The sequence below is a fragment of the Kutzneria sp. NPDC051319 genome (genome assembly GCF_040682195.1).
Classification (GTDB): domain Bacteria; phylum Actinomycetota; class Actinomycetes; order Mycobacteriales; family Pseudonocardiaceae; genus Kutzneria.
Window position 1 is genome coordinate 41,921 of the sequence record NZ_JBFBAM010000054.1, and the last position, 23,647, is coordinate 65,567.

Genomic DNA, 23,647 nt, shown 5'->3' on the forward strand with positions numbered 1-23,647 from the left:
CCTCCTTGTCACAGCAGGGAGTGATGGGGAAGCGAGTGCTCATCGCTTTTGCGAGCACACCGTCGCGCTGACGATGAGCAGATGCTGGGACCGACGCCGCCGACATGTCAACAGGCTGAACAAATTCGTTCGAAAAGTTGGGCCACCCCGGTGAACGGCCGCCGTATTTGCCGGCCGCGCCAGCGTGTTCGACGCCGTATCACCGCGCCGAGCTGGCCTTGCTTCGTGACGGCATTTTGTTCATGTGCAGCACGGTGGCGACGGAACCGAGCGCGACCGCTCGCTCCCCGAGCTGTCCACGGCAGACAGTGACATGCGAGCCGGCGAAGGGCAGCGCGTCGCGTTCAAGCGCGGCCCGCAGTGGCGGGAGCAGGATGTCGTACGCGGCCGACAACTCGCCACCGATGATCACGCGGTCCGGATTGAGCAGGTTGCAGATGATGGCGACGGCGGCGCCGACACGCCGGCCGGCGTCGGTGAGGACCCGTAGGCAGGCTCGATTTCCGTCCGTTGCCGACTTGACCACGTCCGCCGCACTGGCGGCGTCGTCGTGCGGGCGCAACTGGTCGAGCAGCGCCGGCACGCTCACATACGTCTCCAGGCAGCCTCGGTTGCCACAGCGGCAGATCGGACCCGAGGGGTCGACGGTCATGTGCCCGAACTCGGCGGCCGTCCCACACGCGCCCCGGAAGAGCCGGCCGCCCAACACGAATCCGGCCCCCACGCCCGCATCCAGCTTGATGTAGACGGCGACCTGCGCGCCCCGGCCCGCGCCCCAGGTGACCTCGGCCAGCGCCCCGAGGTTGCCCACGTTCTCGACGATCACCGGCAGCCCGAGCAGCGCCGCGAGGTCGTCGGCGGGATGCAGGCCCACCCAGCTCGGGCCGATGCTGGACGAGCCGACCGCGCCCGTGAGCGTGTTGACCGGTCCGGGCAGGCCCACGCCGGCGCCGATCACCTTGGCCCGGTCGACCTCGGCCGCGGCCAGCGCTTGCTCGGTGAGGGACACGGCGGTCCGCAGCGCGTGCCGCGCGTCGTGATCCCGTTCCAGCACCTGGATCTGTTCGGTGAGCACCTGGTGCGCCAGGTCGGCGACGATGACCCGCACGTGGGTGTGCCCGAAGTCGATGCCGACCACCGCGCCGGCCGCGGGGTTGAGCGTGAGCAGGCTACCCGGGCGCCCCCGCCGTTGGTGCACCCCGCCGGTGGCACGGTCGCTCTCCACCAGTAGGCCATCCGAGTGCAATCCAGAGACCACAGTGGACACTGTGGCCCGGGATATGTTCAGCAGGCGTGCGAGGTCCGCTCGAGTCAGCGCGCCGCGCGTGCGCAGCAACTCGACCACCCGTTCGCGATTTCCCGGCCGCGGCGCCGGGATCTCCCTGTGCACCACTGAGATGTACACCCCTTGCTGGTGAAACGACAAGCAGTGAACAAATTCGCGCCCGTCCGGCCGTATTCGACAGGTATTCGACGCCGAAGCGAGATTGTCGGGCCGAATTTGTTCACCCTGTTGACATCGCCGACAGCCAGGTCCCAGCATCGGAATGCGGTTCGCGACACATCAGTCGCGGACCGTGACGGGCCTACCGGCCTGCCGCCGCGCCCCCACACTCGCCCGAGGACGTGCGAACGTGACCGAACACCGATGCCCCAAGGGCTTCGAGCAGCGCCGCCGGCCAACCGCCGGCCGCAGACGCGCCGATCCCCTCCCGCTCGACGAGGGCGCGACCGCCTCTGCCTGACTGTCCCACCCCATCGCTTCTCGCACCCCTGTCCCGCTGCGACCGAGTTCGCCGGCACCGCCGGAATGTTAGCGCTAACACCTCACCCTGCCCGGTCCCGGACTCCGGTGGCCGATACGGAGGTCCGCATGCTCCGAACCACACGGCGAACCCGGCTGCTGGCCGCGGCGATCGCCGGCCTGGCCACGATGTTCACGCTCCCGGCCACGGCGAACGCCGCAACCGCGGTGTCCGTCAACGGTGCCACGACCTACCAGCGCATCGACGGCTTCGGCGTCTCCGAGTCGTTCAACATGGCCAACGCCATCCGCGGCCTGAGCGGCTCGGCCCAGAAGCAGGCGCTGGATCTGTTGTTCAGCACCAGCAACGGGGCCGGCTTCAGCATCGTCCGCAACGACATCCCCTCGGGCAGCGACTCCATCGAGCCCCGCAGCCCGGGCAGCCCGTCGGCGACGCCGCAGTACGTCTGGAACCCGAGCAACGGCGGGACCGAGGACGGGCAGCTGTGGCTGGCCCAGCAGGCCAAGAACAGCTACGGCGTCACGAACTTCTACAACAACGCCTGGGAGCCGCCGAGCTTCATGACCAACAGCGCTCAACGCGGCGGCCTCTGCGGCGTGCCGGGCGTGTCGTGCTCCTCCGGCGACTGGCGCCAGGCCTACGCCAACTACCTGGTGCAGGACGCGAAGTTCTGGGCGTCGGCCGGGATCACGCCCTCGACACTCGGCTTCGTCAACGAGCCGGCGACCGGCACCGGCGGCTTCGGCAGCATGCTGTTCACCCCGGCCCAGGCCGCCAACTTCCTGTCGGTGCTCGGCCCGACCCTGCGCTCGTCCGGGCTCTCCACCAAAATCACTTGCTGCGACACGCTGGGCTTCAACCAGCTCCCGAGCTACGTGAGCGCGGTGCAGGGCAACTCGGCCGCCAACTCGGCGGTCGGCGTGTTCACCAGCCACGGCTACTCCGGCGCGCCAACCACGCCCGTCAGCACGGGCGGCCGGCCGGTGTGGGAGTCGGAGTGGTCGATCAACGGCAACCAGTGGGACGGCGCCTGGGACGACGGCAACCAGGCCGACGGCTTCAACTGGGCGCAGCACGTCCAAACCGGCCTGACGGACGCCAACCTCAACGCGTTCTTCTACTTCTGGGGCATCAGCACCACCAGTCACGACAGCTCGCTGATCGGCCTGCGCGGCTCGACGCTGACCCCGGCCAAGCGCTACTACTCGCTGGCCAACTACAGCCGGTTCATCCGCCCCGGCGCGACCCGGATCGGGGCCACCAGCGGTGGCGGCGGCCTCGAGGTCTCGGCCTACAAGAACCCGGACGGCTCGGTCATCGTGGTGGCGCTCAACTCCGGCACGAGCAGCACGTCGGCGGCCTACACGGTGGCCAACGCCGGCCTGACCGGCGGCACGGTGACGCCGTTCCTGACCAACGGCAGCAGCAATATCGCTGCCCAGTCATCGATTCCGCTCAGCAACGGCGCGTTCACCGCCACCGTGCCCGGGCGGTCTCTCGTGACGTACCGCATCACGCCCTGAGCGAAAGGCGGAATCCATGCTTGGCAAGCGAATCTGGCTGCTGGTCGTGGCCGCGGCCCTCACGTTGGTCGGTGCGCCGACGGCGTCGGCGGCGACCAGTCTGCCCTGCGACATCTACGCGGCCGGCGGCACACCCTGCGTGGCCGCGCACAGCACCACCCGGGCCCTCTACACCGCCTACAACGGCCCCCTCTACCAGGTCCGACGCGCCTCGGACAGCCACACCGCGAGCATCGGCGTGCTGACCCGGGGCGGTTACGCCGATGCCGCGGCCCAGGACTCCTTCTGCGCCAACACCTCCTGCGTGATCACCGTCCTGTATGACCAGTCCGGCCACGGCAACGACCTGGCCTACCAAGGCCCAGGTGGCGCCGGTGGTCACGACACTCCGGCGGCCGCGGCCCGCGAGTCGCTCACCGCCGGCGGCCACAAGGTCTACTCGCTGTACATCAATCCCGGAAACAGCTACTGGCGCAACGGTTCCAGCACCGGCGTGCCGAAGGGAAGCGCCCCCGAGGGCGAGTACATGGTCACCAGCGGCACGCACGTCAACCACGGCTGCTGCTTCGACTACGGCAACAGCGAGACCGACCGCCGGGCCGACGGCGCCGGCGCGATGGACGCCATCAACTTCAGCACCAGCTGCTGGTTCGGCGGCTGCACCGGCGCCGGCCCCTGGGTGCAGGCCGACCTGGAGTACGGCCTGTTCCCGGGCGGCAGCTCGAAGTGGAACCCGAACCAGCGGGCCTTCACCGACCGGTACGTCACGGCGATGCTGAAGAACAACGGCACCACAAGGTTCGCGCTCAAGGGCAGCAGCGCGCAGGCCGGCGCACCCACCACGCTGTGGGACGGCGCGCTTCCCCATGGCTACAACCCCATGCGCAAGCAGGGGGCGATCGTGCTGGGCAGCGGCGGCGACTGCTGCGCCCAGAACACCAACCTGAGCCAGGGAACGTTCTACGAGGGGGCCATGGTGTCCGGCTATCCGTCGGACGCGACCGACAACGCGGTGCAGGCGAGCATCGTGGCCGCCGGCTACCGCTGACGGACAGCACAGTAGAGAAGGGAGCACATCCGTGCGAAAGTTCGGAAGGCTGGCGGTCACCTCCGCGGCCATCGGCCTCGCCCTCACCGGCGTGGGTGTAGTGGGCACGCAGACCGCGGCCGCGGCCGGCAGCGGCCCGTGCGACATCTACGCGGCCGGCGGAACACCATGCGTGGCCGCGCACAGCACCACCAGGGCCCTCTACTCCGCCTACAACGGTCCGCTGTACCAGGTCCGGCGCAGTTCGGACAGCCACACCAGCAACATCGGCCTGCTGTCGGCCGGCGGCTACGCGAACGTGGCCGCCCAGGATTCGTTCTGCGCCAACACGGCCTGCCTGATCACTGTGATATACGACCAGTCCGGTAAGGGCAACAACCTCACCCAGGCGCCGCCCGGCGGGTTCCAGGGCCCGGCGGCCGGCGGCTACGACAACCTCGCGAACGCCACCGCGGCACCGACCACGGTCGGCGGTCACAAGGCCTACGGCGTCTTCGTCGCCCCGGGCACCGGCTACCGCGACAACAAGACCACCGGCATCGCCACCGGCGACCAGCCCGAGGGGATGTACGCCGTCCTGGACGGCACGCACTCCAACGGCGGCTGCTGCTTCGACTACGGCAACGCCGAGACCAACTCCCATGACGACGGCAACGGCACCATGGAGGCGATCTACTTCGGGAAGATCAAGGTCTGGGGCTACGGCGCCGGCAACGGCCCGTGGATCATGGCCGACCTGGAGAACGGCCTGTTCTCCGGCGTGAACCAGCACTACAACGCCAACGACCCGACGATAAGCAACCGCTACCTGACCGCCATCGTCAAGGGCGGCGCCAACCACTGGGCGATCCGCGGCGGCAATGCGCAGTCCGGCGGCGTGTCGACGTTCTACGACGGCAAGCGCCCCAACGTCTCGGGCTACAACCCGATGCGCAAGCAGGGCGCGATCATCCTCGGTATCGGCGGCGACAACAGCCACGGCGCCGCCGGCACCTTCTACGAGGGCGTGATGACGTCGGGCTACCCGTCGGACGCGACCGAGAACGCGGTGCAGGCCAACATCACCGCCGCCGGATACCGCTGACCGAACGCGGCACGGCCGTCGTCCTCCCCACCGACGGCGGCCGCGCCGCGTCCTCCCGAAAGGTGCCCTGCCATGCCCTCCCGCCCGCTCAGCCGCCGCACCCTGCTCGCCGCCGCCGGCACGGCGACCGCGTTCAGCCTGCTCCGGTTCGCCCCCGAGGCCGGCGCCACCACCGGCCCCAGCAGCTACTCCCCGACCTGGGCCTCGGTCGACCAGCACCCGCCGGCGCCCACCTGGTTCCAGGACGCCAAGTTCGGCATCTACTACCACTGGGGCGCCTTCAGCGTCCCGGCCTACGGCAACGAGTGGTACCCGCGCCGGATGTACATCTCCGGTGACAGCTGCAACACCCACCACACCGCCACCTACGGCAGCCCGACCAGCTGGCCGTACCACAACTTCATCAACGGGGCCAACGACAAGTCCGGCCACTTCACGCAGTTCGCGCCCAAGCTCGTGTCGGCCGGCGGCAAGTTCGACCCGGTGGCGTGGGCCCAGCTGTTCAAAGCGGCCGGCGCGAAGTTCGCCGGTCCCGTCGCCGAGCACCACGACGGCTTCTCCATGTGGAACAGCACCGCCAACGAGTGGAACTCGGTGGCCAAGGGCCCGAAGCTGGACCTCGTCGGCCTGCACGGGCAGGCGATCCGCGGGCAGGGCCTGAAGTTCATGTGCGCCCTGCACCACGCCTACCACTTCAACGGCTACTACGACCACGTGCCCGCCCAGTCGACGACCACGCTCAAGAAGCTGTACGGCCAACTCGGCGCCACCGCGGAGAACCAGCTCTGGTACGACAAGCTCCGGGAGGTCATCGACGGCTACCAGCCCGACCTGATCTACCAGGACTTCGACCTGACCAAGGTCCAGGAGTCACAGCGGCTGAACTTCCTGTCGTACTACTACAACAAGGCCGTCTCCTGGAACAAGGACGTGGTGGCCACCTACAAGGACGGCCTGAACAATCGCGGCGAGATGTTCGACTACGAGCGCGGCGGCCCGGCCGGGCTCCTGACACCGTACTGGGAGACCGACGACAGCATCTCCAGCTCCAGCTGGTGCTACACCAACGGCATCGGCTACTACTCCGCCAAGGCGATCCTGCACTCGATCATCGACCGGGTCAGCAAGGGCGGCACGACGATCCTGAACATCGCGCCGATGGCCGACGGCACCATCCCGGCCGGACAACAGAGCATCCTGCTCACCGTCGGCGACTACCTCGGCCGGTTCGGCGAGTCGATCTACGGCACGCGGGCCTGGTCCTCGTTCGGCGAGGGCCCGACCAAGATGGGCGGCGGCTCGTTCACCGGCCCGAAACCCGGCACGCCACAGGACATCCGGTTCACCCGCAGCACCGACAACAAGGTGCTGTACGCGACCGCGTTGGGCTGGCAGGGCGCCACCACGACCATCAGCACACTCACATCCAGCCGCCTCAACCTCAACACGCTGGTCTCGGCCCAGCTGCTGAACAACGTCACCGGCAGCTATCTCACACTGCCGAGGCCGACGCAGGACGGCGCGGGACTGCACCTCAAGATGCCGTCCGCGACCGCGCCCTTCAGCGCCCTCGCCTACGTCGTGAAGCTCACCTTCTCCGGCCCGATCCCGGGTTGATCCGCCGCCACCCATCACACTGTTCGGAGACGCCCCTGATGAACAAGCGAACACCGCCGCGGATCGCCATTCCAATGGCCGCGTTACTCGTCACCGGCATCGCGTGGACCGGCGGCACCGCCAGCGCGCAGACAGCGCCGGCCACGATCGCCGCCTCCGGGATCACCGCGACCGTCGCCGCCGACGGCAGCTACCAGATCCACACCACCCAGCCCGCCGCGTGGACGTTCACCGGCAGCGTCGGCCACCCGGTCACCAGCCAGAGCAGCGCCTCCGGCAGCGACGCCGTCGGGGCGTACCAGGAGGTGGACTTCGCCTACACCGACAGCGTGCGCCGCACGGCGAGCATCCGCGTCTACCAGAACACGCCGGTGGTGCTGTTCAGCTCGACCAACCAGTCCTCGACCGCGAACACCGGCACCGCGTTCCCGACGCTGAACGCGCCGGCGCTGTCCTACCACGAGTCCTTCCAGGACGCGGCCTGGGCGCCGTACCAGTTCAACGGCTCGGTGGCCCACGACAGCCCGCTGCTGACCTTCGACACCCAGAACCACGGCTACCTGATGTCCGCGGCCGACAACTTCGCGGTCGCCAACCTGACCCGCAGCAGCAGCAACACCCTGGCCGCCGGCATCGTGTCCGGCGTGTCGACGCTGCCGGCAAACTTCACCCACCGCACGGTGCTCACCTTCGGCAACGGCGTCAACGACACCTACACCAACTGGGGCTCGGCGCTGATGGCGCTGGGCGGCAAGCACCCGATCCCCAATGACGCCAACGCGACGCTCAACAAGCTCGGCTACTGGACCGACAACGGCGCCACCTACTACTACAAGTACGACACGTCCAAGGGGTATGCCGGCACGCTGACCTCGGTCGCCCAGGACTTCGCCGCACGCGGGATTCCACTGGGCTACATGCAGTTGGACAGCTGGTGGTATCCGAAGGGATCGTCGAACAGCTGGCAGGGCAACGGAACCAACCGGGGCGGCGAGTACACCTACCGCGCGGCTTCGGACCTGTTCCCGGGCGGGCTCGCCGCGTTCCAGCACCAGCTCAACCTGCCGCTGATCACGCACGCCCGCTGGATCGACCCGTCCAGCCCCTACCGCCAGCAGTACTCGATGTCCGGCGACGTGGTCACGGACTCGTCCTTCTGGAACAGCACCATGAGCTACCTGGCCAGCTCCGGCGTCGTCACCTACGAGCAGGACTGGCTGTCCGCCAACGCCCAGCCGCACTACAACCTCAACGACCCCAACGCCTTCCTCGGCAACATGGCGCACTCGGCCGCCGCGGACAACATCACCCTCCAGTACTGCATGGCCCTGCCGTGGAACGAGCTCCAGGGCACGCAGTACCAGAACCTCCAGACCACCCGGGTCAACCTGGACCGCTTCGACCGCAGCAAGTGGGACACGTTCCTGTTCGACTCGCGGATGGCCAGCGCGCTCGGCGAATGGCCGTGGACCGACGTGTTCATGAGCACCGAGACCAACAACCTCGTGCTGTCCACGCTGTCCGGCGGCATGGTCGGCGTGGGCGACGCGATCGGCAAGGAGAGCGTGTCGAACCTGGCCAAGTCGGTTCGCGGCGACGGCGTCATCGTCAAACCAGACGCCTCGCTGGTGCCGCTGGACTCCGTTTACCCGGCGGTGGCCCACAACTCCAGCGCGCCGATGGTGGCCGGCACCTACTCCGACCACAATGGACTGCGCGACGGCTACGTCTTCGCCTACGCCCGCAACAACGGCTCCCAGTCGGTCAGCTTCAGCCCGAACAGCCAGGGTGTCGGCGGCGCGACCTACGTGTACAACTACTTCACCGGCGCCGGCAAGGTCGTGCCGGCCGGCGGCACCTTCACCGACACGGTCAGCTCCGGCTCGTACTACGTGGTCGCGCCGGTCGGCCAGTCCGGGATCGCCTTCCTCGGCGACGCCGGCAAGTTCGTGTCGCTGGGCGGCAAGCGCGTCTCGCAGCTGTCCGACAACGGCACGGTGCACGCCACCGTGACGTTCGCGGCCAGCGAGAAGTCGGTCACTCTACACGGTTATGCCCCGTCGGCCCCGCAGGTGACCGCGACCGACGGCACCGCCGGCGCGGTGTCCTACAACGCGTCCACCCATCTGTTCACAGTCAGCGTCTCGCCCGGCGGCGACCACAACGCGGTCATCGCCGTGTCATGACTCGTCGGCCCAGCGGCGGTCGGGTCGGCGAACAGGGGGTCGGGAATCTGGTGCAGGGTTCCCGGCCCCCGCCACATCTAGTCGCGGCCGGCCATGGCCGCTCGCACCAGTGCGGTGTCGACGAACTGCTCGAACCGGACGATGAGCCCGCCGCGAGCGACGAAGTGATGGGCCACCCGGACGTGTTCGGCGGCTTTCCGGTGGCCTTGTGCACGGCGGTGTAGCGGGCCAGCACGACGACGTTCTCGCCGTCGACGACGTAGGCGTCGTCGTGCGCGGTCCAGTCTTCCCATTTCTGCGCCAGTGTCGCCATCACGTTGGCCGTGATGCCCTCGGGCGTGCGGTAGGTGCCGGCCGGCGGGAACCCGACGTGCGTGACGATCAACCGGTCCAGCGGCTTACCAAGGCTGTGCGCGTACGACACGACCTCGTCGGCGCAACCCTGCACGAACTGCCCGTCGACCGCGATGATCCGGTTCGGGGCCGATTTCCACACCATAGGCCGCAGAAGAAGTCCGGATGGCGGCACATGGACGCGCCGCCACCCGAGTGCTGCTCAGTTGTTGATCCGTCGGACCGTCCAGTACTGGTCCGGTGTGTCGATCTCGTTCCAGGACAACGCCTTGGCCAGATCGGTCGGCACGCTCTGGGTGATGGTCAGGAACCGTCCGGTGCTGACGTTCTTGACCAGGTACCGGTTGCCGTGCGGCACCAGCGTCCAGACCTGGTTGTCGCCCCCGACCGCCGTCTGCGTGATCGAGCCGTTGTCGGTGAGCGCGAGCCCGGACTGGGCGTTGACGATCCGGTAGCCGCCGGTCGCGGTGGCGAAGTGCCACAGGTGCCAGGGCTGGTTGGCGTACCACCACTGGTCGGCCTGTGTGCCGGCCGCGGTGGAGCCGGCCGGGATCTCCAGGTACTTGCCGAAGTCGTTCTGCAGGGTGAAATCACCGGTGGTGAGGTCGGGCAGCGCGGTCTGGGTGAGTGTCCACTGTGGGGAACTGTCCCCGTTGCGGCGGCTGGTCAGCGTGTAGCTGCCGTCGGTCTGCTGGACGATCGACCACTCCTGCGAGTCCTTCAGCCGGAAGTAGCCGTCGGGCTGGCGGGTGATCGGCGAGGTCAGGGTGGTGCGGCCGTTGGTCAGCGTGTAGGTCGCGCCGGAGGAGATGCCCGGCGCGATGTGGTCGAACGCGTACTGCACCTGGTTGAGGTAGTTGCTGTCGTGGAAGCCGCCGGTCAGCGTCATGACGGTGTTGCCGTCGGGCATGAGCATCAGCGAGCGGCTGTAGCCGCCGGGGGCGTTGGAGGCCTGCGCGCGCCAGGCGGTGGGATCGCCGCCGGCCGTGTTGATCGCCAGCACGGTCTGGCCGCCGGTGGTGACCACGATGGTGCCGTTCGGGCCGCCGCTGGGTGTCCAGACCACGTACGGCTGGCAGCACGGCTTCGTGCCGTCGTTGAGCACGATCTGGTGGTCGTCGGCGGCGGCGAACTTCTCCGGATCGGTGGCGATCCGGTAGTACGCCGGACAACTGCCGGCCGGGGCGCCGCAGTACTCGTAGGTCATGATCCAGCGGCCGCCACCGATCGGCGCGACCGTGGCCATGCCGGGGCGGGCACTCTGCGCGGCGTAAGCGACATCGTCGACCACCGGCCGCCAGTGCACGCCGTCCGTGCTGGTCTGGTGCACGAGTTTCTGCGAGTGCACGGAGTTCTGCCGCTGGTCGGAGTAGTAGACGATGAGCTTGCCGTTGTTCATCAGCAGGAACGGCTCCCAGATCGGCGTGTTGGGGTCGTCCACCCACGCCGGGCCGCCCTTGGCCACCGAGCTCAGCAGCTTCCAGGACTTCCCCCGGTCCGTGCTGGCGTACAACAGGATCTCGGTCGACGAGCGGTCAGCCGGCACCGACAGCCCGGACTCCAGCAGCGTGCCGGCCGGCAGCTTGCCCAGCGCCGCCGGCAGTTCGTAGATCTGCGGGTTCCACCGCATGCCGAAGCCGTTCACGGTGTCGGTGACCCTGGACAGGTAGGACCAGCTGTGTCCGCCGTCGGTGCTCTGGTACACCGGGAAGTACGGCGTCGAGTTGGTATACACCTCGAACGTGCTCAGCATGGTTCCGTTGGCCGAGCCGTTGTGCTGCAAGGTGAGCGCCCGCGCATACATCACGCCCGGGTTGACGTAGCCAGCGGCCGCGGTTGGCGTGAACACGGTCTGCACGGAACTGGTCTGGGCCTGCGCGGGGGCGCAGACCGCCAGCACCAGGGCGACGGCGATCAGCAGCGCCACCCGGGCGGATCTGTTGGCAGGGAACATCGATGCCTCTCTACTTCGTCGTAGGGGCCGCGCCGACGAGAACACGAACGTCCCACGCGCCGAGGCGTAATGCCTGGCCGGTGCGGAAAACGGTGCCGTCGAAGGCATCCGCCAGGTCGATGGGCACACTGACGCCGGCCGGTGACCAGCTCCAGTTGTGCACCACGTGGACGCGTCGGCCGTCCGGGGAGGTTCCGGTCGACACCGTCACGGATTCGGGGAGCGTCGGCCAGCCGCTGCGCGGCGCCGGCGCCAGCCAGGCCGCCAGCGCGCGGGCCAGCTTGCGATCGGGCACGGTGCCGACGTAGGTGACCTGCCCTTTGCCGTGACGGCGGGTCGTCACCGCCGGCCACCGCCCGAAGTGCGGATGGTCGTACTCGACGAGGACGTAGGCGTCGGTGACGTTGAGACCATCGATCCAGCGGGTGGCGGCCGCACCGTCGGGCAGGGCCATCCCGGTGCCACGCACGGGAATGTCGCGGGCCAGGTTGCTGAACTCGTCGTAGTGCACTCCCGCCGCCTCGACCAGACGGGCCGGCGCGACCTCGTTGCGTGCTCGCGCCTCGTGGTCGGCGTAGGCCGTCCGCGCACCGAGCACGAGGTGTCCACCCGCGTGGGCGTACGACTCGAGCCAGTCGATGGTGGCGTCATCGACGACGTACAGCGCGGGGACGATCAGCACGGGATGCTGTTCCGGGGTGAGGTCAGGCAACTGCCGGGCATGCACGATGCGCACCTGTAGGCCGGCGTCGAACGCGCCGCGGTAGAACGGGTCGAAGAACCGGTGGTACGCAGTCGAATCCAGACCACCGTCCGCTGTGGACAGTGGAGGGTACTTCTCCATGAGCCATTTGCTGGCCGTGGAGTAGACCATCGTGATGTCGGCGTCCGGCTCGATGCCGGCCATCAGCGGGCCGGCTGTCTCGAACTCAGCACCCAGCCGGGCCAGCTCCGCGTAGGTGCGGCCGGGCACGCCGCTGTGCGGCAGGACACCACCCCAGTAGGTCTCGGTGCCGAAGTGCAGCGTGTGCCAGTGCCAGTACTCGATCATCCGCGCGCCGCGGGAAACAAGTGCCCAAGCGGCTTGCCGCCACTGGCCGTCATAGCCGGGGCGGTTGTCCCACGGAAAGCCGATGCTGCCGGCGTTGGTCTCGGTGACCAGGAACGGCTCCTGGCGCGAGGAGTACATCTGGTCGGCGGTCTCGTACAGCGACCAGACCCCGGTGGTCTTCCATTTCTGCTCGTGCCCGTCCGGCGTGGAATCGGGCAGCTCCAGGCCGTCCTGCATGTCGTAGTACGGGTTGCCGGCCGCGATGTCGAGGCAGTCCGTGAGCTGGTCGTCCTCGATCGCCCGCCGGGTGTAGGAGATGCAGGTGGTGACGAACTGCTCAGGGCGCGCGTACTCACGGACGATGTCCGCCTGCCAGGCGATGAACTCGTTGACCTGACGGGCCTGGAACGCCCGCCAGGCCACGTCGTACTGCGGCTGGGCATTGTTGTCGGGCGTCCACAGGTCGGCCCAGGTGGACAGGCGGTGCGACCAGTAGACCAGGCCCCACTCGCGGTTCAGGGTCTCGACGTCGCCGTAGGTGTCCCGCAGGTGGTCGACGAACCGCTGGAACACGCCGTGGTTGTGCAGCAGCTCCGGGCCGGGCTCGTTGTCCACCTGGAATCCGATCACTGCCGGGTGCGCGGCGTGCCGGCCGAGGATCTGGCGGACCACCCGCTCGGCGTGAAACCGGAACGCCGGGTGGGTGAAATCCACCTCCTGCCGGGCGCCCCAGCCGATGCGCTGCCCGGTGGCCCGCTCCCCCGCGATCTCCGGGTACTGGCGGGCCAGCCACGGCGGTACGGCGTAGGTCGGCGTGCCGAGGATGACGGAGATCCTGCGTTCGTGGGCGCCGTCCAGCACCGGCTGCAGCCAGTCGAGGTCGAACCGGCCGTTCTCCGGCTCCCACGTCGACCAGACCGACTCGCCGACCCTGATCACGCTGAACCGGGCCTCGACCATCAGGTCGAGATCGGTCTTGAGCCGGTCGGACGGCTGGTACTCGTGGTAGTACGCGGCGCCGAACAGGACGCGGTCGGGTAGCACCGCCATGGCTGAGCCTCCCAGTGGGTGAGTCACTGCTTCACGCTGCCGGCGGCCAGGCCGCTCTGCCAGTACCGTTGCAGCAGCAGGAAAGCGACGACGAGGGGCACGATCGACAGCAGAGATCCGGTGACGACCAGCGGCAGCATCTCGCCGCTGGCGCCGGCCCCGCCGTTCTGCGCCTGGGCCGCCCAGGAGGCCAGCCCCACCGTCACCGGATACAGCTTCGGGTCGTTGAGCATGATCAGCGGCAGGAAGTAGTTGTTCCAGGTGGCGACGAGCGTGAACAGCACGACCGTCACCAACCCGGGCGCCAGCAGCCGCAACGCGATCTGCCCGAAGATCCGCCACTCCCCCGCGCCGTCGATGCGAGCCGCCTCGATCACGTGGTCGGGCACGGCATCCTGGGCGTAGACCCGCATCAGGAACAAGCCGAACGGGTTGACCAGCGACGGCAGGATCACCGCCCATGGCGTGTCGACCAGGCCCACCTGCGCGAACAGCAGGTACGTGGGGATGGCCAGCGCGGTGGTCGGCACCATGACCGCGCCGACCACGAGGTTGAACCACGCGCTGTCGCCACGGAACCGGAACTTGGCGAAGCCGTAGCCCGCCGCCGCGGCCAGCAGCGCGGCACCGATCGCGCTCACGGCCGCGTACAGCACGGTGTTGAGCAGCCAGCGCAGGAACACGCCGCCGTCGTGGGTCACGGTCGCCTCGACGTTGGCCAGCAGCTGCGGGGAACGCGAGAACCAGAGCCCGAAGGTGGTGAACAGGTCCTGGGTGTTCTTCGTCGACGAGATGAGCAGCCAGACCAGCGGCAGCAGGAAGTAGGCCAGCGCCGCGAACATCGCGATGGTCAGCGGGGTGCTGCGACGGTTACGGCCGCGCGCGGGCACCGGGATGTCGACCGAGGTGCGCGGCGGGGCGGAGATCGTGGCGGTCACACTGCCCTCCTACGGTTCGAGGCGAGTAGGAAGCCGTACGACACCGCCACGATCACCAGGCCCAGCAGGAACGACACGGTGGCCGCGTAGTTGACCTGCTGCCCGGTGAAGGCGAGCGAGTAGGCGTAGAGGTTGGCCGTGTAGCCGCTGTCGATCACCGAGGGAGCCAGTGGCTGCAACAGTTTCGGCTCGTTGAACAGCTGGAAGCTGCCGATCACCGAGAACAGCAGCGTCAGCACCAGCGCCGGTCGCAGCGCCGGTAGCTTGACCGACCAAGCGATCCGCCAGGCCCCCGCGCCGTCCACCGCGGCCGCCTCGTACAGGTCGGGCGAGATAGTGCGCAGCGCCGCGTACAGGATGATCATGTTGTAGCCGACGAACTCCCACGTCACGACGTTGGCCAGGCTGCCCAGCAACCAGCTGCCACCGAGGAAGTCCGGCGCCGGCAGGCGCAGCAGCCGGCCCAGTTGGGCGAACGGCCCGTAGTCCGGGCCGTAGAGGTAGCCCCACATCAGCGCGGCGACCACGCTCGGCACCGCGTACGGCACGAAAATGCCGAGCCGCACCACCCGCGCCAGCCGCAGCAGGCCGCTGTCCAGAGCCAGCGCGAACACCAGGGCCAGCACGAGCATCACCGGCACCTGGATCACGAAGAACGTGGCGACGCGGGCGATGCCGCGCAGGAACACCGGATCGGTGACGGCTTTGAGGTAGTTGTCCAGCCCGACGAACACCGTGCCGCCGATCAGCCGGTGCTGGAACAGGCTGAGGTAGGCGGCGTAGCCGAGCGGGGCGAGGAACAGCAACAGGAACAGCGCCAGGAACGGGGCGACGAACATCGCTCCGGCCCGGCGCGGTCCCATGGTGACCGCCCTCATTTCCCACCGACCGTGAAACCCTGGTTCTTGGCGAATGCCGTGATCCGCGACTGCCACTGGTCGAGCGCGGCCACGGTGTCGGTCTTGTCGGCCAACGACTTGCCGACCGTCTCCGTCCAGTCGGTGACCACCTGGTCCAGGAACGGCGGCCACTGGAACGAGGAGCTGACGGTGTTGCCGATATCGGCGAACACCTGGTTGACGGTCTGGCCGCCGTAGAAGGCGGGCTTGTCGCCGGCGACGGCCGGGTCGGCCAGCACCGCCTTGGTCGCAGGAAAGAGGAACTGCTCGGTGGCGAACATCTTCGTGGTCTGCGGATCGGTGTTGAGGAACTTGGCGAACATCGCGGCGGTGATCGGGTTCTTGGTCGTCTTGATCACCGCGGTGGTGGAGCCGCCCCAGTTGCCCGAGCTAGGCGCGGCGGCGTCCCACTGCGGCAGCGGGGCGGCCCGCCACTTTCCCGCCGTGGCCTTGGCCGAGCCGGACAGGAAGACCGGCCCCCAGGCGGCGGTGATCCAGGTGGCGTACTTGCCGTTGTTCAGCGCCGCGTACCAGGCGTCGGTGAAGTCCGGCTCGGTGCCGATGACCCCGTCGCGGGCCAGCCCACCCCAGTAGGCTCCGAGCCGCTTGCCGATGTTATCGCTAACACTAATGGCTATGTCACTTTTGCCGGTGCTCACGTAAGGCTTGGCCCCGGCCTGCCAGAGCAGTCCGTGCCAGGCCGCGGCCTGGTTCGCGGCCATGTTGGTCAGGTAGACGTTCGGGTCGGCGGCGTGCAGCTTGTGCGCGGCGTCGGCGAACTCGTCCCAGGTCTTGGGCACCTGGATGCCGTGCTGGTCGAAGATGTCCTGCCGGTACAGCAGACCCATCGGGCCGGTGTCCTGCGGCATCGCCCAGACCTCACCGCCGGCCCCGGTGACCTGCCCCCACGTCCAGTCGACGAACTGGCTCTTGAGCGCGGCAGCGCCGTAGGGCCGCAGGTCGAGCAGGCTGTCGGTGATGGTGAAGGTCGGGATGTACTGGTACTCGATCTGCACCACGTCCGGCGCCCCGGCGCCGGCCTGCAGCGCGGTCCGCAGCTTCGTGTACTGCGGCGTGCCCTGGCCGGCGTTGACCACGTTGACCTTGATCGCGGGGTACTTCTTCTGGAACAGCGCGACTTCCCGGTCGATGTTGGGTAGCCAGGTCCAGAACGTCAGCTCGGTCGGCGTGGCCAGCGCCTTGTCCACATCGGACTGGTCGACCGACTGTGCGCTGCCGGCATCGCCGCCACAGGCGGCCAGCGTCGCGCCGAGCGACACGGCGCCGGCCGCGGCAAGAAAAGCTCTGCGGTTCAACGAACGTGGGGACATGGTGGTACTCCCGTCATGGGCAGGCGCGATCGACACACCTGGCGGCGGCGTGTGCGGGGATTGAGGAAGCCGGTGCGCCCCGAGGTTCTCGGCCGGCTCGTCGGGCTATTCGGTTCGATCCGCTCGGCGCGGCGGTCCGGGCGGTGCGGTCGATCGGCGGACGAGGAGCTCGACCGGCGGTTCGACCGCGGACGCGACGGGGGCGTCCGGCTGTTCTATCGCGTGCACCAACAACTTCAGGCCTTCGCGGGCCACGGCGTCGAACGGCTGGCGCACGGTGGTCAGCGGCGGCGTGACGTAGCCGGCCAGCGGGATGTCGTCGAACCCGACCACGCTGACGTCCTCCGGCACTCTCAGGCCGGCTTCGAGCAGCGCTCGGATCAGACCGATGGCCATGTCGTCGTTGGCCGCGAACACCGCGGTGACCGTGTTGTCCCGGGCTAATTCGCGGCCGGCGGTGTAGCCCGACGCAGCCGACCAGTCACCTTCGAGGACCGTGGGCTCCCGGCTGCCGTGTGCCCGTAGCGCGGTGCGCCAGCCGTCAATCCGGTCACGAGCGGAGAACCACCGGCGCGGACCGGCCAGGTGATGCACCGTTTCGTGGCCCAGATCGAGCAGATGCTCGGTGGCCGCTTGGGCCAGCAGGCAGGCATCGACGCCGGCCGTCACCACGCGCGGGGCGGTGAAGACCGGCGGCGCGCCGAGCACGAGCACCGGCACGTCGACCCGGACGGAACCAGTGCCCTCGTCGATCGGTTCCGAGGCGACGATTCCGTCCACCCCCTGGTCGAGCAGGGCCTCCACGGCACCGGCCACGCCCCCGGGGTCGCCTTCCGCCGTGGTGGCCACCCGAAGGGTGTACCCAGCGTCCCGTACCGCGCGCTCGACCCCCATCAGCAGCGAGGCGGGTCCGTACATCGCGGTGCCCAAGGTGACGACGCCGATGGACCGGGTGCGGCCCGAGGCCAGTACCCGCGCCGCGTTGTTCAGCCGGTACCCGAGCCGGTCGGCAGCCGCCAGCACGCGGCGGCGCACCTCCTCGGACACGTACTGCTCGTCGTTGAAGACCCGCGACACCGTCTTCTGCGAGACCTGGGCCAGCCGCGCCACGTCCACGCTGCGCACCGGCGCGTGGCCATCGCCGTCCCGGGCCACTCGCACCATGACGTCTCCCGCACGTTCGACAGTATCGGTACAGGTCAGAAGCCTGACTGCGTAGTCATGTCTACGCAGTCAGACGTCGACCGTCAAGTGCTAGAAACCCGTTCGCAATGTCGGCGGGACGCTCGCGCCCCGCCGACCCCGGTCACGAAGAGACCCTTGCCCGGGCGCCGACACGGTGAACGAAACTGGTGACGTGCCCAGGCTGCTGAGCTTTCGGCCGATGGTGCGCCCGGAGTGCGGACAGGACTTCACCCCGCCGGTGTTCGGCTGGTTGGAGGAGAACCTCGCCACCGTGGGGGTGCGAATCGCAGGGGGTCTTGTGCATGAAAGGGCTTTCCCTGCTGAGCGTTCCGCCTCCTGGAATGCCGTCGACCCATCGCACTGTCGCAGCCCAATTGTGCCGCGGTCCACCGATCCCACGCCCACCTGGTCCATCGGCGGGATTCGACGAATGGCGGACGGCGCGTCGGAGTCGAATCCTCGACAACTGATTCCGCGCGCGGCGACACACCGGTCGAGCGCGACGCACATCGGCCCACCCGGACGCTCCCACCGGCACACACCTGCGGGTTCGTACCTCCGGGGGAAAACACGAAAGTTCGACACGTTCGATGGCGGACGGTCTTGACCGCGCCGCGTCCAGCGTAAACACTGCTGCTCCACATGATTGAAGGCCGCCGTCCGATCGGATCGGCGACGTAGTACTGGGGGGATGTCGGTGCACTCCGCACGCCAGCTTCATGATGATCTTTCCGTCGATCGTCACAGGGTCGATCTCGAGCTGGCCCGGCTGAGCCTGCAAGGCAAGATCGCTCTGCTCGGGCAGACGCAACCCGCCGCCGAACGACTCGGTCTGCCTGCCGCGGAATTCACCGTTCACCCACTCACCGAAGACGTGTCCACGTCCTTTCCCGTTCCACTCGGACTGGGGAGCAGTTGGAATCCGCAACTGGCCCTGCAGGTCGGCGCAGCCGTCGCCGACGAGATCCGGGCGGCCGGCGCCGGACTCATCCGGGAGATGCCCGTCGCCGTCCCGATCGAGGATCCCCGGCTCGGTCGAAATGAGCACCGCTACGCCGAGGACCCGTTGCTCTGCGCCAAGCTTTCCGCCTTGCACACGGTGGGGCTGCGCGGACCGGACGCGGGCCGGCTCCGCGTCGCGCCGGTGCTCTGGTGGGGAGAGACCGCCGACACGAACCCGCGTGAGTCGTTCAACCTTCGCCTGATCCACGAACACCAGCTGACCATCTACCGGGCGTGCTTCGAGCTGGGCGGCCCGGCCGGCGCCGTGCTGGCCCTGGAACGCTTCGGCGCCGCGCCCGGCACGGCCACGTTCCTGATTCGGGAGATCATCCGCGCTTGGAGCGACGAGGACACCGTGGTGTGGTTCGAAACCCAGTCGCCGCCGGCGCGGGGCGCGGCGACCGAGGCGATGCGGATGGACGCCGACGGCTTCCTCGGGCCTTGGGACGTCGACCGGGAACTGGTCACGGCGCGTCTGGTCGGCGCGGTGGCCGAGCAACGAATCACCCTTGCCGCCCGGCGGATCCTGGCGCTTCGATCACGGCTGGCGCGGCCCGAGGGACCTGCCGCCCGCTTCGACCGCCGGGCACACCGGTCGCTGGCCCGGCAGGCCGCACGGGAGTCGATCGTGTTGCTCCGCAACGACGGATTGCTGCCGTTGTTGACGAGCGCCGGCCTACGGGTGGCCGTGGTCGGGCCGCACTGCGGCGAACTCGCCGAAGAACTGGGCAAACGCGTCGTGGATGTCCAGCACGACAACGGGGCCGACCGGGTCCGGCTCATCGTGGCCGAGACCGGTGTCCGGCTCGACTTCGAGTTCGACATGATCGAGTGGCGGCCCGGCCACTACGAGCTGCGGGCGAGCAGCCTGCGCATGGCCGCCGAGCGACAGCCCGACGGCACGCTGCTGGCCGGCAAGCCGACGGTCGGCGTGTACCTCACCGTCGACAACGCCGACCACACGATCTCGACGACGACCGACCGCTCGCGGGCCACCCCGCTGCACTGGGTCACGCTGGTGGACGGCGCCACCCGTGGCGCGGAGCTGGCCAGGAACGCCGACGTCGTGGTGTTGGCTGTGGGCGACGAGCCTACGGCGGAGGACAGTCGGGGCGACGTCCGGTCGACGTTGAACCTGCCGGCCCAACAGCAGCGGCTGGTTCGCGAAGTCCGCGCCGCCAACGCGAACAGCGCGCTCACAGTGTTCAGCACCCACCCCTATGCCCTGGACTGGGAGGACAACCACCTACCGGCGATCCTGTGGACAGTGCCAGGTGGCCTCCCCGCTCGAAGCGCGATGACCGAAGTTCTGTTGGGCGAGAAACCGCCGGCCGGCCGGCTGCCGCAGACGTGGTACCGATCCGACGCGGACGTGACCGCCGAACTCGACCGCGACACCATAGCCGGCCAGTGGACCTACATGTACACGCACCGCAAACCGTTGTACCCCTTCGGACACGGACTCACCTACACCACGTTCGCCTATGGACCGCTGCGGCTCAGCGGATCACATCTGCGCGATGACGGCGAACTGGCGATCTCGATCCTGGTCCGCAACACGGGTTTCCGCGAGTGCGCCGAAGTCGTGCAGCTCTACACCCGCCAACTCGACTCCGCGGTGACCCAACCGAACAAGCAGTTGCGCGACTTCCAGAAGATCGTTGTGCCGCCACAGTCCAGCCGCACCGTCACCTTTCGACTGCGCGCGTCCGATCTCGCCTTCTGGGACGTTCTCACGCATAGCTGGACGGTCGAGAGCGGCACGCACGAGATCTCTGTCGGACGATCGTCGGAGGATCTTGTCGCCACTGCGGCCATCACCGTGCACGGCCGCATTGTCCGCGGCCGGACGTTGGCCGACGGCGCCCTCCGAGCCAGTTCGGCCGAGGTGTCGGCCGGGATCGCCATCGTGGAGACGGACGTCGACATGTGCCCTGTCATCTCTCCCACCCGACCGGAAGCGTGGCTGGGATTCCTTCGCTGCTCGACCGCCGGCGCGCGAGCCTGGGGTGTGACCGCTTCGAACCCCGGCGACCGGCCGGTCACCATCCGACTGCATGCCGACGCACACGATGGCCCGGTGCTCTCGATGCTCACCATCCCACCCACAGCGAACGGCGAATCCACCGCCCTGGCGGCGGATCTACCGACGCTGCCCGATCGCTGCGATCTCTACGTCGTGTTCGCGCGCGCCGGCCTTCGGCTCACAACGCTCACCTTCGCGGCCGCCTGACGTCACCGCGACGCCGGCTGCGGGCGCGGCCGGCGTCCCTCCCAAGAGCGCGTGCTTCACACGGCGAAACTGGGCGTCCACCCGCACTCAACGCTGGGTGTAGAGGAAACCGACCTTGTCCACCCCATCGCCGGACCGCCAGTGGAAACCGGCGATCTGCCACCCATCAGGCGCGATCCGCGTGACGCAGTCCGAGGTTTCCGACCGCTCGCCAGCGTGCGCCCGAGGTTGGTGACGAACTTTGCCGAGAAGACCCGGTGTTCCCCTTGTGGGACGCCGCGTCGTCGTGGGAGGTGGCCGCCCGCAGTGCGCGCAGTCCGTGCCGCGTCGCCGCAATCCGGCACAGCTCCCGGACGGACTTGGTCGCCACGCCGCGGCCGGCGACCTGCCGCGCGACCCGGTACCCGAGGTTGGCAGTTCGGATTTCACGCGTTGGCCGACGTCGGGCGCGTCGATCATGAAATCGCCGCCGATGTAGAGCCCGACTTATGTGGGTGATCCCCTCAACAGCCGACGCGGCCACTCGTGGGAGGTGGTTGTAGCTGAAGACGGCGGCGTGGACGTCGCGGCCGCCCCGGGCGCCGTTGGCGCACAGCATGCTCGCTGCGGCGTAGATGGCGTCGGCCGGGTCGTAGGGGGTGGCTGGCGTGACGCCACCGGCCGGGATCGGTGGGGAGTACTGGACAAAGGTGGTCGGGAGAAACTGCATGGGGCCACCGGTTATCTAGAGGTCGATCAGAGAGAGGCTGGCCGAGAGCGCGCGACTGACTGAGGAACGTTTTGGCACGTGGAGCATGGATGACCAGGTGTGTAGATATCGACCACGAGCTTGGTGCCTCGTGAGACGTTGCTGCTGATGAGTCCGCGTGCACGGGGACACCAACGGGCCAAGCGCTGACCTGCAAGGTGGTCGCTGGAAGAATGACCCCGTGATCGACGTAACGTTCGAACTCATCACAGAGCCCGACGGCTCAGACATGGTGGCAGTCAAGGTGCAGGCCTCGACGTGGCAGTTGAACCTTCGTGCTAGCCGGGAGGAGTTGAGCGGGCTCGACGCCATCCGAGGCACCGACTGGACGGCTCGGCGATGCCTTCACATCGGGGAGTGTGCGGGTTCAGGGGTGCATTGGGCGATCGACGATGACACAGTGACCATCCTGGTTGGCGAGGACGATGAGACATGGGACGTGGCTGTGTCTGTTCCAGTAACTATTGTCGATCAGATCGTCGCTGACTGCGCGGCCGGCAACTGGTGACTTTCCTTTCCCTCAGCCAAGTCTGACGCCAGGACGGTTCGCTCCCAGATAGTCCGATTCTCGCCCTGCGTCAGGCCGGTTTGCTGTGAACCACTGGACTCAACTCACCCTGACACGCAGGGGCCACGCCGCGGTGTCCACCTGGTTGGCGGCGGGTGTGCCTCCGGAGGAAGTCGCCAAGCGGGCGGGCCACACGGTGGCAGTGCTCCTGACGGTGTACGCCAAGTGCCTGGACGGCGAGCACGATGTCGCCAACAGCCGGATCGCCGGCAAACTCGACGACAGTCTGTAGTGGCATTGCTGCTGGTCAGAGGCCCCCACGCACGTGGCGGTTTCTAGGGATCGTTGCAACACAAGTAGCTATCTGGCGTCGGCCAGGAGCTTAGCCAAGCGCTCGGCTGGGGTGTCCCAGCCGAGCGTTTTGCGTGGGCGGCCGTTGAGCTGGACCGCGACCGCGTCGAGGTGTTCGCGGCTGTGCACGGACAGGTCCGTGCCCTTGGGGAAGTACTGGCGTAGCAAGCCGTTGGTGTTCTCGTTGCTGCCGCGCTGCCAGGGTGAGTGCGGGTCGCAGAAGTAGACCGGCATGTCGGTGGCCAGGCTGAACTGGTGATGCAGATGCATCTCGCTGCCCTGGTCCCAGGTCAGCGAGCGCCGCAGGTGTACGGGCAAGCCGCTGATGGTGTCGATGAGCGCGTCGCGGACCTTGTCCGGCGTGCGCCCGGTCGGCAGGTGGACCAGCATCACGTAGCGGGTGGCGCGCTCGACCAGCGTGCCGATGGCGGACTTGTTGTCCTTGCCGATGATCAGGTCGCCTTCCCAATGACCGGGCACGTTCCGGTCGGCGGCCTCGGCCGGGCGTTCGCTGATCATGACCATCGCCGTGGCCATGCGAGGTGTGCGCTGCTGGGCCTGACGGCGAGGACGGCGCAGCGCCCGGCCAGTGCGTAGCGCGACGGCCAGCTCACGGCGCAGTTCGCCGCGGCCTTGGACGTAGAGGGCCTGGTAGATCGTCTCGTGGGTCACGTGCATCCCTGGCTGGTCGGGAAAATCCCGACGCAAGCGTCGCACGATCTGCTCCGGGCTCCACCGCAGGTCCAGCCCGTCCTGGACGGCCTGGCGCAGGCCTGGGTTGGCGGCGATCTTGCTGGGTTTCGGTCGTGGCCGACGGGC

At 68.4% G+C, this 23,647-nt stretch carries 16 protein-coding genes and 2 pseudogenes; 8 read left to right on the forward strand and 10 right to left on the reverse strand.

Annotated elements, in window-relative coordinates:
* Positions 1 to 199: 199 nt before the first annotated feature.
* A complete protein-coding gene (locus AB0M73_RS35925) occupies positions 200 to 1,543 on the reverse strand; it encodes an ROK family protein (RefSeq protein ID WP_363900576.1) in 1,344 nt (447 codons plus the stop codon).
* A 330-nt stretch (positions 1,544 to 1,873) separates the two neighbouring features.
* On the opposite strand from AB0M73_RS35925, the gene AB0M73_RS35930 reads away from it, so the two are divergent.
* The 5 genes and pseudogenes from AB0M73_RS35930 (at position 1,874) to AB0M73_RS35950 (ending at position 9,224) form a co-directional block, all read left to right on the forward strand.
* Positions 1,874 to 3,289, forward strand: a complete 1,416-nt coding sequence (locus AB0M73_RS35930) for a glycoside hydrolase family 30 beta sandwich domain-containing protein (protein WP_363900579.1) — start codon at positions 1,874 to 1,876, stop codon at positions 3,287 to 3,289.
* A gap of 16 nt (positions 3,290 to 3,305) precedes the next feature.
* Complete coding sequence (locus AB0M73_RS35935; RefSeq protein WP_363900582.1) at positions 3,306 to 4,337, forward strand: arabinofuranosidase catalytic domain-containing protein; 1,032 nt, start codon at positions 3,306 to 3,308, stop codon at positions 4,335 to 4,337.
* 70 nt (positions 4,338 to 4,407) lie between these two features.
* Positions 4,408 to 5,415 (forward strand): annotated as a pseudogene (locus AB0M73_RS35940) (arabinofuranosidase catalytic domain-containing protein); the annotation flags it as partial.
* Between the two features lie 78 nt (positions 5,416 to 5,493).
* On the forward strand, positions 5,494 to 7,038 hold the full coding sequence (locus AB0M73_RS35945; protein ID WP_363900585.1) for an alpha-L-fucosidase: 1,545 nt from the start codon (positions 5,494 to 5,496) through the stop codon (positions 7,036 to 7,038).
* Positions 7,039 to 7,076: 38 nt separating this feature from the next.
* Positions 7,077 to 9,224, forward strand: a complete 2,148-nt coding sequence (locus AB0M73_RS35950; RefSeq protein WP_363900588.1) for a hypothetical protein — start codon at positions 7,077 to 7,079, stop codon at positions 9,222 to 9,224.
* Here AB0M73_RS35950 and AB0M73_RS35955 read toward each other — a convergent pair.
* From AB0M73_RS35955 to AB0M73_RS35985, 7 genes are all read right to left on the reverse strand, one after another.
* Positions 9,208 to 9,723 carry a nuclear transport factor 2 family protein gene (locus tag AB0M73_RS35955; protein ID WP_363900591.1) on the reverse strand — a complete coding sequence of 172 codons (516 nt, stop codon included), beginning with the start codon at positions 9,721 to 9,723 and terminating at the stop codon, positions 9,208 to 9,210. The genes AB0M73_RS35950 and AB0M73_RS35955 overlap by 17 nt on opposite strands.
* A 57-nt stretch (positions 9,724 to 9,780) precedes the next feature.
* Positions 9,781 to 11,532, reverse strand: a complete 1,752-nt coding sequence (locus AB0M73_RS35960; protein ID WP_363900594.1) for an RICIN domain-containing protein — start codon at positions 11,530 to 11,532, stop codon at positions 9,781 to 9,783.
* A gap of 10 nt (positions 11,533 to 11,542) precedes the next feature.
* Positions 11,543 to 13,633 (reverse strand): beta-galactosidase, encoded by a 2,091-nt coding sequence (locus tag AB0M73_RS35965; RefSeq protein ID WP_363900597.1) that lies wholly within the window; start codon positions 13,631 to 13,633, stop codon positions 11,543 to 11,545.
* Between the two features lie 23 nt (positions 13,634 to 13,656).
* Positions 13,657 to 14,475, reverse strand: a complete 819-nt coding sequence (locus AB0M73_RS35970) for a carbohydrate ABC transporter permease (RefSeq protein ID WP_363900630.1) — start codon at positions 14,473 to 14,475, stop codon at positions 13,657 to 13,659.
* A gap of 92 nt (positions 14,476 to 14,567) precedes the next feature.
* Positions 14,568 to 15,449 carry a sugar ABC transporter permease gene (locus tag AB0M73_RS35975; protein WP_363900600.1) on the reverse strand — a complete coding sequence of 294 codons (882 nt, stop codon included), beginning with the start codon at positions 15,447 to 15,449 and terminating at the stop codon, positions 14,568 to 14,570.
* Complete coding sequence (locus AB0M73_RS35980) at positions 15,446 to 16,801, reverse strand: extracellular solute-binding protein (protein WP_363900603.1); 1,356 nt, start codon at positions 16,799 to 16,801, stop codon at positions 15,446 to 15,448. The genes AB0M73_RS35975 and AB0M73_RS35980 overlap by 4 nt, the downstream gene beginning before the upstream one ends.
* A 105-nt stretch (positions 16,802 to 16,906) precedes the next feature.
* On the reverse strand, positions 16,907 to 17,965 hold the full coding sequence (locus AB0M73_RS35985) for a LacI family DNA-binding transcriptional regulator (protein ID WP_363900606.1): 1,059 nt from the start codon (positions 17,963 to 17,965) through the stop codon (positions 16,907 to 16,909).
* 718 nt (positions 17,966 to 18,683) lie between these two features.
* Between AB0M73_RS35985 and AB0M73_RS35990 the strand changes: the two genes are divergently transcribed.
* A complete protein-coding gene (locus AB0M73_RS35990) occupies positions 18,684 to 21,221 on the forward strand; it encodes a glycoside hydrolase family 3 C-terminal domain-containing protein (protein ID WP_363900609.1) in 2,538 nt (845 codons plus the stop codon).
* Between the two features lie 166 nt (positions 21,222 to 21,387).
* On the opposite strand, the gene AB0M73_RS35995 is transcribed toward AB0M73_RS35990, so the two are convergent.
* Positions 21,388 to 21,930: a GNAT family N-acetyltransferase gene (locus AB0M73_RS35995; protein WP_363900612.1), complete on the reverse strand. Its 543-nt coding sequence runs from the start codon at positions 21,928 to 21,930 to the stop codon at positions 21,388 to 21,390.
* A gap of 220 nt (positions 21,931 to 22,150) precedes the next feature.
* On the opposite strand from AB0M73_RS35995, the gene AB0M73_RS36000 reads away from it, so the two are divergent.
* Positions 22,151 to 22,477 carry a hypothetical protein gene (locus AB0M73_RS36000; RefSeq protein ID WP_363900615.1) on the forward strand — a complete coding sequence of 109 codons (327 nt, stop codon included), beginning with the start codon at positions 22,151 to 22,153 and terminating at the stop codon, positions 22,475 to 22,477.
* A gap of 124 nt (positions 22,478 to 22,601) precedes the next feature.
* Positions 22,602 to 22,769: pseudogene (locus AB0M73_RS36005) on the forward strand (integrase); the annotation flags it as partial.
* A gap of 68 nt (positions 22,770 to 22,837) precedes the next feature.
* Here AB0M73_RS36005 and AB0M73_RS36010 read toward each other — a convergent pair.
* The coding region (locus AB0M73_RS36010) for an IS30 family transposase (RefSeq protein ID WP_363900618.1) at positions 22,838 to 23,647 on the reverse strand (810 nt) is incomplete at its 5' end.

What these genes read in the sequence shown, in the direction of transcription:
- AB0M73_RS35925 (WP_363900576.1), bottom strand. Translation starts at nt 1,543, where the DNA reads ATGCTGGGACCTGGCTGTCGGCGATGTCAACAGGGTGAACAAATTCGG.
- AB0M73_RS35930 (WP_363900579.1), top strand. Translation starts at nt 1,874, where the DNA reads ATGCTCCGAACCACACGGCGAACCCGGCTGCTGGCCGCGGCGATCGCC.
- AB0M73_RS35935 (WP_363900582.1), top strand. Translation starts at nt 3,306, where the DNA reads ATGCTTGGCAAGCGAATCTGGCTGCTGGTCGTGGCCGCGGCCCTCACG.
- AB0M73_RS35945 (WP_363900585.1), top strand. Translation starts at nt 5,494, where the DNA reads ATGCCCTCCCGCCCGCTCAGCCGCCGCACCCTGCTCGCCGCCGCCGGC.
- AB0M73_RS35950 (WP_363900588.1), top strand. Translation starts at nt 7,077, where the DNA reads ATGAACAAGCGAACACCGCCGCGGATCGCCATTCCAATGGCCGCGTTA.
- AB0M73_RS35955 (WP_363900591.1), bottom strand. Translation starts at nt 9,723, where the DNA reads ATGGTGTGGAAATCGGCCCCGAACCGGATCATCGCGGTCGACGGGCAG.
- AB0M73_RS35960 (WP_363900594.1), bottom strand. Translation starts at nt 11,532, where the DNA reads ATGTTCCCTGCCAACAGATCCGCCCGGGTGGCGCTGCTGATCGCCGTC.
- AB0M73_RS35965 (WP_363900597.1), bottom strand. Translation starts at nt 13,633, where the DNA reads ATGGCGGTGCTACCCGACCGCGTCCTGTTCGGCGCCGCGTACTACCAC.
- AB0M73_RS35970 (WP_363900630.1), bottom strand. Translation starts at nt 14,475, where the DNA reads ATGTTCGCGGCGCTGGCCTACTTCCTGCTGCCGCTGGTCTGGCTGCTC.
- AB0M73_RS35975 (WP_363900600.1), bottom strand. Translation starts at nt 15,449, where the DNA reads ATGAGGGCGGTCACCATGGGACCGCGCCGGGCCGGAGCGATGTTCGTC.
- AB0M73_RS35980 (WP_363900603.1), bottom strand. Translation starts at nt 16,801, where the DNA reads ATGTCCCCACGTTCGTTGAACCGCAGAGCTTTTCTTGCCGCGGCCGGC.
- AB0M73_RS35985 (WP_363900606.1), bottom strand. Translation starts at nt 17,965, where the DNA reads ATGGTGCGAGTGGCCCGGGACGGCGATGGCCACGCGCCGGTGCGCAGC.
- AB0M73_RS35995 (WP_363900612.1), bottom strand. Translation starts at nt 21,930, where the DNA reads ATGCAGTTTCTCCCGACCACCTTTGTCCAGTACTCCCCACCGATCCCG.